The following is a 6,000-nucleotide window of genomic DNA, read 5'->3' on the forward strand; positions in this document are numbered from 1 at the left end:
ATGCAACATTTTACTGACCGGGAATTAATGCGCGCGAATTCACTTTCCTAACTAAACATTTTGTTTGTTTAAAAATGATAGACAAAACAAGCAATCCTCACCTTTACGCGAGCTTCCGAAATGAACATGACACACATGGAACCCTTCATGATAAAGGCGTGCCAAATTATCATATCCTTCCCCTATATCTAACGTGCTATCTTTTTTCTCTTCATGTGAGACTACATGTTCGTTAGATAGTAGCTCTTCGAGACGCGTACGTAGGTGAAGGTTTTCCGTTTGAATTGTCTGATGTTCTTCCATCATATGCGCAACATATTGTTTTAAAGCCACAAATTGTTGCTGCATTGATTCAAGCTGTTGTTCGAACTCCATAATAGTATCTAAGAAATTATGGTCCTTCACTCAAGCCACCTCATTAAATCTTTTATCTATATAAGATTTTTTTCACATTGTAATAGTTCTTCAAGCGTATATTCAACCGCTCGTTCTTGCTCTTGTAAATATACTTGAATTACACGTTCTAATACATTTAAGCCGATTACTTTTCCCTTCCCGTCTGGCGTCATGACCATGTCGCCCATATCAGGCATACCTTTTTTAGCAATTTCATAATCATCATTTTCATATTTTAAGCAACACATTAAACGCCCACATAATCCGGAAATTTTGGTCGGATTTAATGATAAATTTTGATCTTTCGCCATTTTAATTGACACCGGATCGAAATCACCTAAAAACGTTGAACAGCATAGCATACGTCCACATGGGCCAATCCCACCTAATAGCTTTGCTTCATCACGCACACCGATTTGACGTAATTCAATGCGTGTACGGAATACCGATGCTAAATCCTTAACAAGTTCACGGAAATCGACACGCCCTTCCGCGGTAAAATAAAAAATGATTTTATTACGATCAAACGTATATTCTACATCAACAAGCTTCATGTCTAAGCTATGCTCGATAATTTTCGTATTCGCTAATTCAAAAGCACGTCTCGATTCAATTAGATTTTCATCCACTTGAATACGATCTCGTTCATCAGCAGGACGGACAACTTGCTTTAGTGGCAAAACAACATCATTTTCACCGACTTGTTTTATCGGGACTACTACTTTGCCGTACTCAATGCCTCGCGCCGTTTCCACAATAACATACTCGTTTTCTTCTAGTATATACGCTGCTGGATCAAAATAATATATTTTACCCGCCTTTTTAAAGCGGATTCCGACTACATTATACAAATGTATACCCCTCCTGCAGATTCAGCATAAGCTGCTCCATCAACAATGTTCTATTCATATTACGTTGCAGCTGCTGTCTCGCTTGTAAAATTGCCTGCATTTGAGCAGATAATCGCTCATACGTAGTGTGCAGTGCTATTTCTTTAAAAGTTTGTAACATGTCTGGATACGCACACGCTGCCTCTTGATTTGCTTTTATTGCGACAATATCACGATATGCAAAAAGCAATAAATCAAGTGCTTGCTCCATGTCACTTTTCTCTTTAAAAGTAGATAGCCAGTCTTCATGTACAACGAGCATTGCTTCATGTACATTTTTTCTAACAATCTCTACTAATTTTAACACTGTTTTTCTCGCATGTGCAAACTGCTCATCATTTGCTAGAAAGCAAGCTGTTTCAAGCTCATTTGTCACCATACTTACGGTAGAAGCCATCGTATGTGTCACACCTTTTTCAACTAACGCCTCAATGAGCATCAAACGAGGTATTTTAGCAAATTTTATATGCTGGCAACGGGAGCGAATCGTCGGCAAAATGGATTGAATTTGCTCTGTTAATAATATCGCTGTTACTTCTCCATCCGGCTCTTCTAAAAACTTTAATAACATATTAGCAGATGCGGTATTTAATTTATCTGCATGATGCAGCACATAAATTTTTCTACCTTCCTCTACTGCTTTCATCGTCATTTCTGTCATAAGATCGCGTACTTGGTCGATTTTAATGAATTGTCCATCTGGCTCAATTTGACGAATGTTCGGATGATTACCCGAATCGATTCTCAAACAATTTCGACATGTTTCACATGGAACATTTTCCGACACATTTTCACATAAAAGGAGCTTAATAAAAAACGTCATTACATCTTTTTTTCCTGTTCCTTTTTCGCCATCGAAAATATAGGCATGTGCCATTCTATTCTTTTCATAAATTGTTTGAATTTGCTTCATTACTACAGGCTGTAGCTTTTTTAGCTCGTCCATATTGCGTACCATTTGTTTCACCACTTCACTTCATTAATTACAACACCTTTAGAAAAAAGCCCGTGTCATGTGACAAAGACACGGGTTTTACATATAAAGATTGATTAACAATCCTTTAATCTCACCTATTTTAGCTAATAAGTCGATTGTTTCTTTTTCTTCATCTAACAAGTCTTGTGCTAGTTCGACAAGACGCTCATCAATTGTTTCGATAATTTTTAAACGACGACCTTCACCGAAGCGATTCCATGTATGAGATTGCTTCATTTCAAGCCCGTAATCAACCGTTTCTTGTAAAAAACGCTTTATAAGCATTTTATAGCGTGTTAATTCTCGTAAATTCCTTGACCTCGCTACTCGCTCACCTGCTGCAGATATATCCCCGAGTAATCGTGTCAATTGCTCTGTTTGCATTTTAGACCCTTGCTTTACAACCATATCACCGAAACGATTATTGTTTTGTGTGGTTGGCCTTAGATCGTTGCGATTTGTATTCAACATACGTATATCTTGATTTATCTTCAACTAATTTGCCTCCATTTTATAAGAAATGTCCATTTGTGCCACCCTATCCCAACAATACGCTCCTGCCGCTACACTATCTTCGTAATGACAATTATTGTTGGCAGTTGCGCTTTTCGCACATAAAATATCGGCACTAATGCTTAGAAATTTTCCTAGCTAGAAAAAATCTAATTTCTTATTTTTAAAAATGGTGGAATTGCTCAATTGGTAGTACAAATACTGTTGCTCCCCCGACTTCTACTTCTACAGGATACGGAACATAAGAATCTGCATTGCCACCCATTGGTGAAACTGGCGCTACCATTTGCTCACGCGCTCGGCAGTTCTCACGTATAATTTCTAAAAGCTTTGGAATTAACGTATCATCCGTACCGATTAAAAACGTTGTATTACCTGAACGTAAAAAACCGCCCGTACTCGCCAATTTTGTTGCTCTAAAATTATTCTTTGTTAAAGCGTTCGATAAACGATTGCTATCTTGATCTTGCACAACTGCTACTACTAACTTCATCCGTAATCACCCCTTCGTTAGGTTCGGTACTACCATTATATCACAATGTAGTCGCTTACTTCATTTACTTTTACCCTATTACTTCATTTATAATTGTCCACACATCTTCAATCACTTCTTCCATTGACTTTGATGCATCAACAATACGAATGCGCTCCGGATAACGTTTCACAACTTCTAAATAACCCTCATATACTAGCTTATGAAACGCTAAGCCTTCTTCGTCTAAACGGTTCACTTCATTCGCTCTGCTAGCTTGTATTCGTGCTAATCCAACTGCTGGTGGCAAATCAAAAAGAATTGTTAAATCAGGCATACGTTTACCAATCGCAAACTCATTAATACTAAGTACCTCTTCCATTCCAAGTCCTCGTGCATATCCTTGATAAGCAAGTGATGAATCAATAAAACGGTCACATAACACATGCTTCCCTGCATCTAATGCAGGAATGACTTTTTCATAAAAATGCTGACTACGTGCTGAAGCGTACAATAATGCTTCAGTATGAGGATCCATTTCCTTATGTGTAGGATTCAAGATTATTTCACGAATTTTTTCGGCAATGCGGATTCCTCCTGGTTCTCGTGTTGCTAAAAAATCCACATCTTGCTTTTCAAAACGTTCAATTATTGCTTTTAAAACAGATGTTTTACCAGCCCCGTCTGGACCTTCAAACGTAATAAATAAGTTTCCTACCATGTTGTTATATTCCTCCAACTACTGCTTTATGACATAAATACATTTTTCGACTAATTTATGTTGTCCTTGAAATGTTGCTCCGATTGCAAGTAACTCCTCTAATTGACTCAACTTTGCAACCGTAATTTTTTCACCTGGCAAAAAGAGTGGTATACCCGGTGGATACGGAATGAGCATACTTGCAGCGACACGACCGACAGCACGCATATATGGTACCCATTCCTTATCAAGTTGCTCAAGTTCTTCAAATGTATAATACGGTATGTCGACTGTTGTCATTTCGAATTGATTATTTGATTTTTGTATTGTTTCACCTTGTTTTTTAGCAAGCGCATTAACCCCATCCTTAATGCGAATGCGCGCCTCCGCAAATGGATATGTTTCTCCTCTTTTTATGAGAGGCAAAATGACAAGCACTTGATATTTGTCTGCCAATTCCACATATAAATTATTATCTTCTAGTGCTTCTTTTAATTGAAAGCCAGTATAGCCTGGAAAACGTAATAATATTTTTAACGGATCATCAACTTCAATAACTTCAAGCTCTTTAATTGCACGCAAAGCTTCGATCCACTGACTACGCTTTTCAAGTAGAAAGTGCGCATCCAATTCTAAATATGTGCTTACATAGCGTCTCGCATCATCTAAAGATGCTAGTAATAAATAGGAGGGGCTACTTGATTGTAGCATGCGTAAATAACGGTTTATTTTTTGTACGGAAATTAAAGATGATTTCACATGTAAAAATGACGCCATTGTCATTGCAGGTAATGTTTTATGCGCTGATTGCACGACAACATCTGCTCCTAAATCAAGTGCTGAAGGAGGAAATGCTTTACTCGCAGTAAAATGTGCCCCGTGTGCTTCATCAACTAATACCGGTATATTTCGCGTATGGCATAATGCGATTTGTGCTTCTAGCTCTTGTGATACCATACCATAATAAGTCGGATACGTTAATACAACCGCTTTTACATTTTTAAAACGTTGTAATGCTTCCTCTAATGTCGAGAGTCGGACAGACGTTGCTGTACACGTAGTCTCATCCCATTCAGGAGCTAAATACACCGGCTTTGCTCCAACAAGTTCGATTGCGTGGAAAACAGATTTATGCGCATTCCTCTGGACAAGAACGGTATCTCCTCGTCCACATGCTGCATAAATCATTGCTAAATTGCCAACAGTCGAACCATTCACTAAAAAGAAGCTGGCATCAGCTCCGTATGTTGCTTTCAGTAACTCCTGTGCTTCCGCAATAGCTTCTTCGGGATGGTGAAAATCATCTAATCCTGATAACTCAGTCACATCATATGTAAGTGCCTGCTCAAGTTCTTTTGGTAATGTCGAAAGCAGACCATTTTTATGTCCCGGTACATGTAAAGATTGCGGTTTCTTTGCTACAAACCTTTGCAATGCTTCTACAATTGGTCTTTCACTTTTCATCGTCTCACTCCGTTTAAGTATTGTCATTATTATTATAACGATATTCCTATCTGTAATGAATGAAATTTACTGTTTACATAGAAACACATAAAATAATGTTACTTCGATTTTGAAGCGCTGTCTCACAGTCATTATTTTTATTTGCTCTGTATCATTTTATTAATGTTCTTTGACAATAAAACTTGCGTGTATTTCTATTTAAACAATAAGATAGCCACACCCATTCCTTTCATACTATTACTATAATTAAATTAATAACTATCATCACCACAATTCGATTATTTAATTGCTTTGCGTACAGATATATAATAATGTCCATTATACGGTAGTTGTTTATAGTGAAATTTACCATTATTCAAAAAGGCCAGCTATATACATCAATTGATTGTTTGTTTTTCTTTTCTTATTCTATTCCTTCACGTGAAATCAATTTTAGCATCTCGATTATAAGCATTGGTTTTAAAACAAACAAAAAACCCGCTGAAAAATCAGCGGGTTTACATTGCTTAGCGATGTCCTACTCTCACAGGGGGAAGCCCCCAACTACCATCGGCGCTAAAGAGCTTAACTTCCGTGTTCGGTATGGGAA

The 6,000-nt window shown here is 37.6% G+C and carries 7 protein-coding genes and 1 rRNA gene; all 8 read right to left on the reverse strand.

Annotated elements, in window-relative coordinates:
• Nucleotides 1-51: 51 nt before the first annotated feature.
• Nucleotides 52-405, reverse strand: a complete 354-nt coding sequence (yabA, locus tag AAFN87_RS19340) for a DNA replication initiation control protein YabA (protein ID WP_347792701.1) — start codon at nt 403-405, stop codon at nt 52-54.
• 26 nt (nt 406-431) lie between these two features.
• On the reverse strand, nt 432-1,247 hold the full coding sequence (locus AAFN87_RS19345) for a PSP1 domain-containing protein (protein ID WP_347792702.1): 816 nt from the start codon (nt 1,245-1,247) through the stop codon (nt 432-434).
• Complete coding sequence (gene holB / locus AAFN87_RS19350) at nt 1,240-2,244, reverse strand: DNA polymerase III subunit delta' (protein ID WP_347792703.1); 1,005 nt, start codon at nt 2,242-2,244, stop codon at nt 1,240-1,242. Before holB ends, AAFN87_RS19345 begins: the two co-directional genes overlap by 8 nt.
• 75 nt (nt 2,245-2,319) lie before the next feature.
• A complete protein-coding gene (locus AAFN87_RS19355; protein WP_347792704.1) occupies nt 2,320-2,757 on the reverse strand; it encodes a YaaR family protein in 438 nt (145 codons plus the stop codon).
• Nucleotides 2,758-2,938: 181 nt separating this feature from the next.
• Nucleotides 2,939-3,268 (reverse strand): cyclic-di-AMP receptor, encoded by a 330-nt coding sequence (locus AAFN87_RS19360; protein ID WP_347792705.1) that lies wholly within the window; start codon nt 3,266-3,268, stop codon nt 2,939-2,941.
• Between the two features lie 70 nt (nt 3,269-3,338).
• On the reverse strand, nt 3,339-3,968 hold the full coding sequence (tmk, locus tag AAFN87_RS19365; RefSeq protein ID WP_347792706.1) for a dTMP kinase: 630 nt from the start codon (nt 3,966-3,968) through the stop codon (nt 3,339-3,341).
• 18 nt (nt 3,969-3,986) lie between these two features.
• Nucleotides 3,987-5,411 carry an aminotransferase class I/II-fold pyridoxal phosphate-dependent enzyme gene (locus tag AAFN87_RS19370; protein WP_347792707.1) on the reverse strand — a complete coding sequence of 475 codons (1,425 nt, stop codon included), beginning with the start codon at nt 5,409-5,411 and terminating at the stop codon, nt 3,987-3,989.
• Nucleotides 5,412-5,915: 504 nt separating this feature from the next.
• Nucleotides 5,916-6,000, reverse strand: a 5S ribosomal RNA gene (rrf, locus tag AAFN87_RS19375); the annotation flags it as partial.

Origin of the sequence: Solibacillus sp. CAU 1738 (genome assembly GCF_039888725.1) — a bacterium.
Taxonomy (GTDB): domain Bacteria; phylum Bacillota; class Bacilli; order Bacillales_A; family Planococcaceae; genus Metasolibacillus.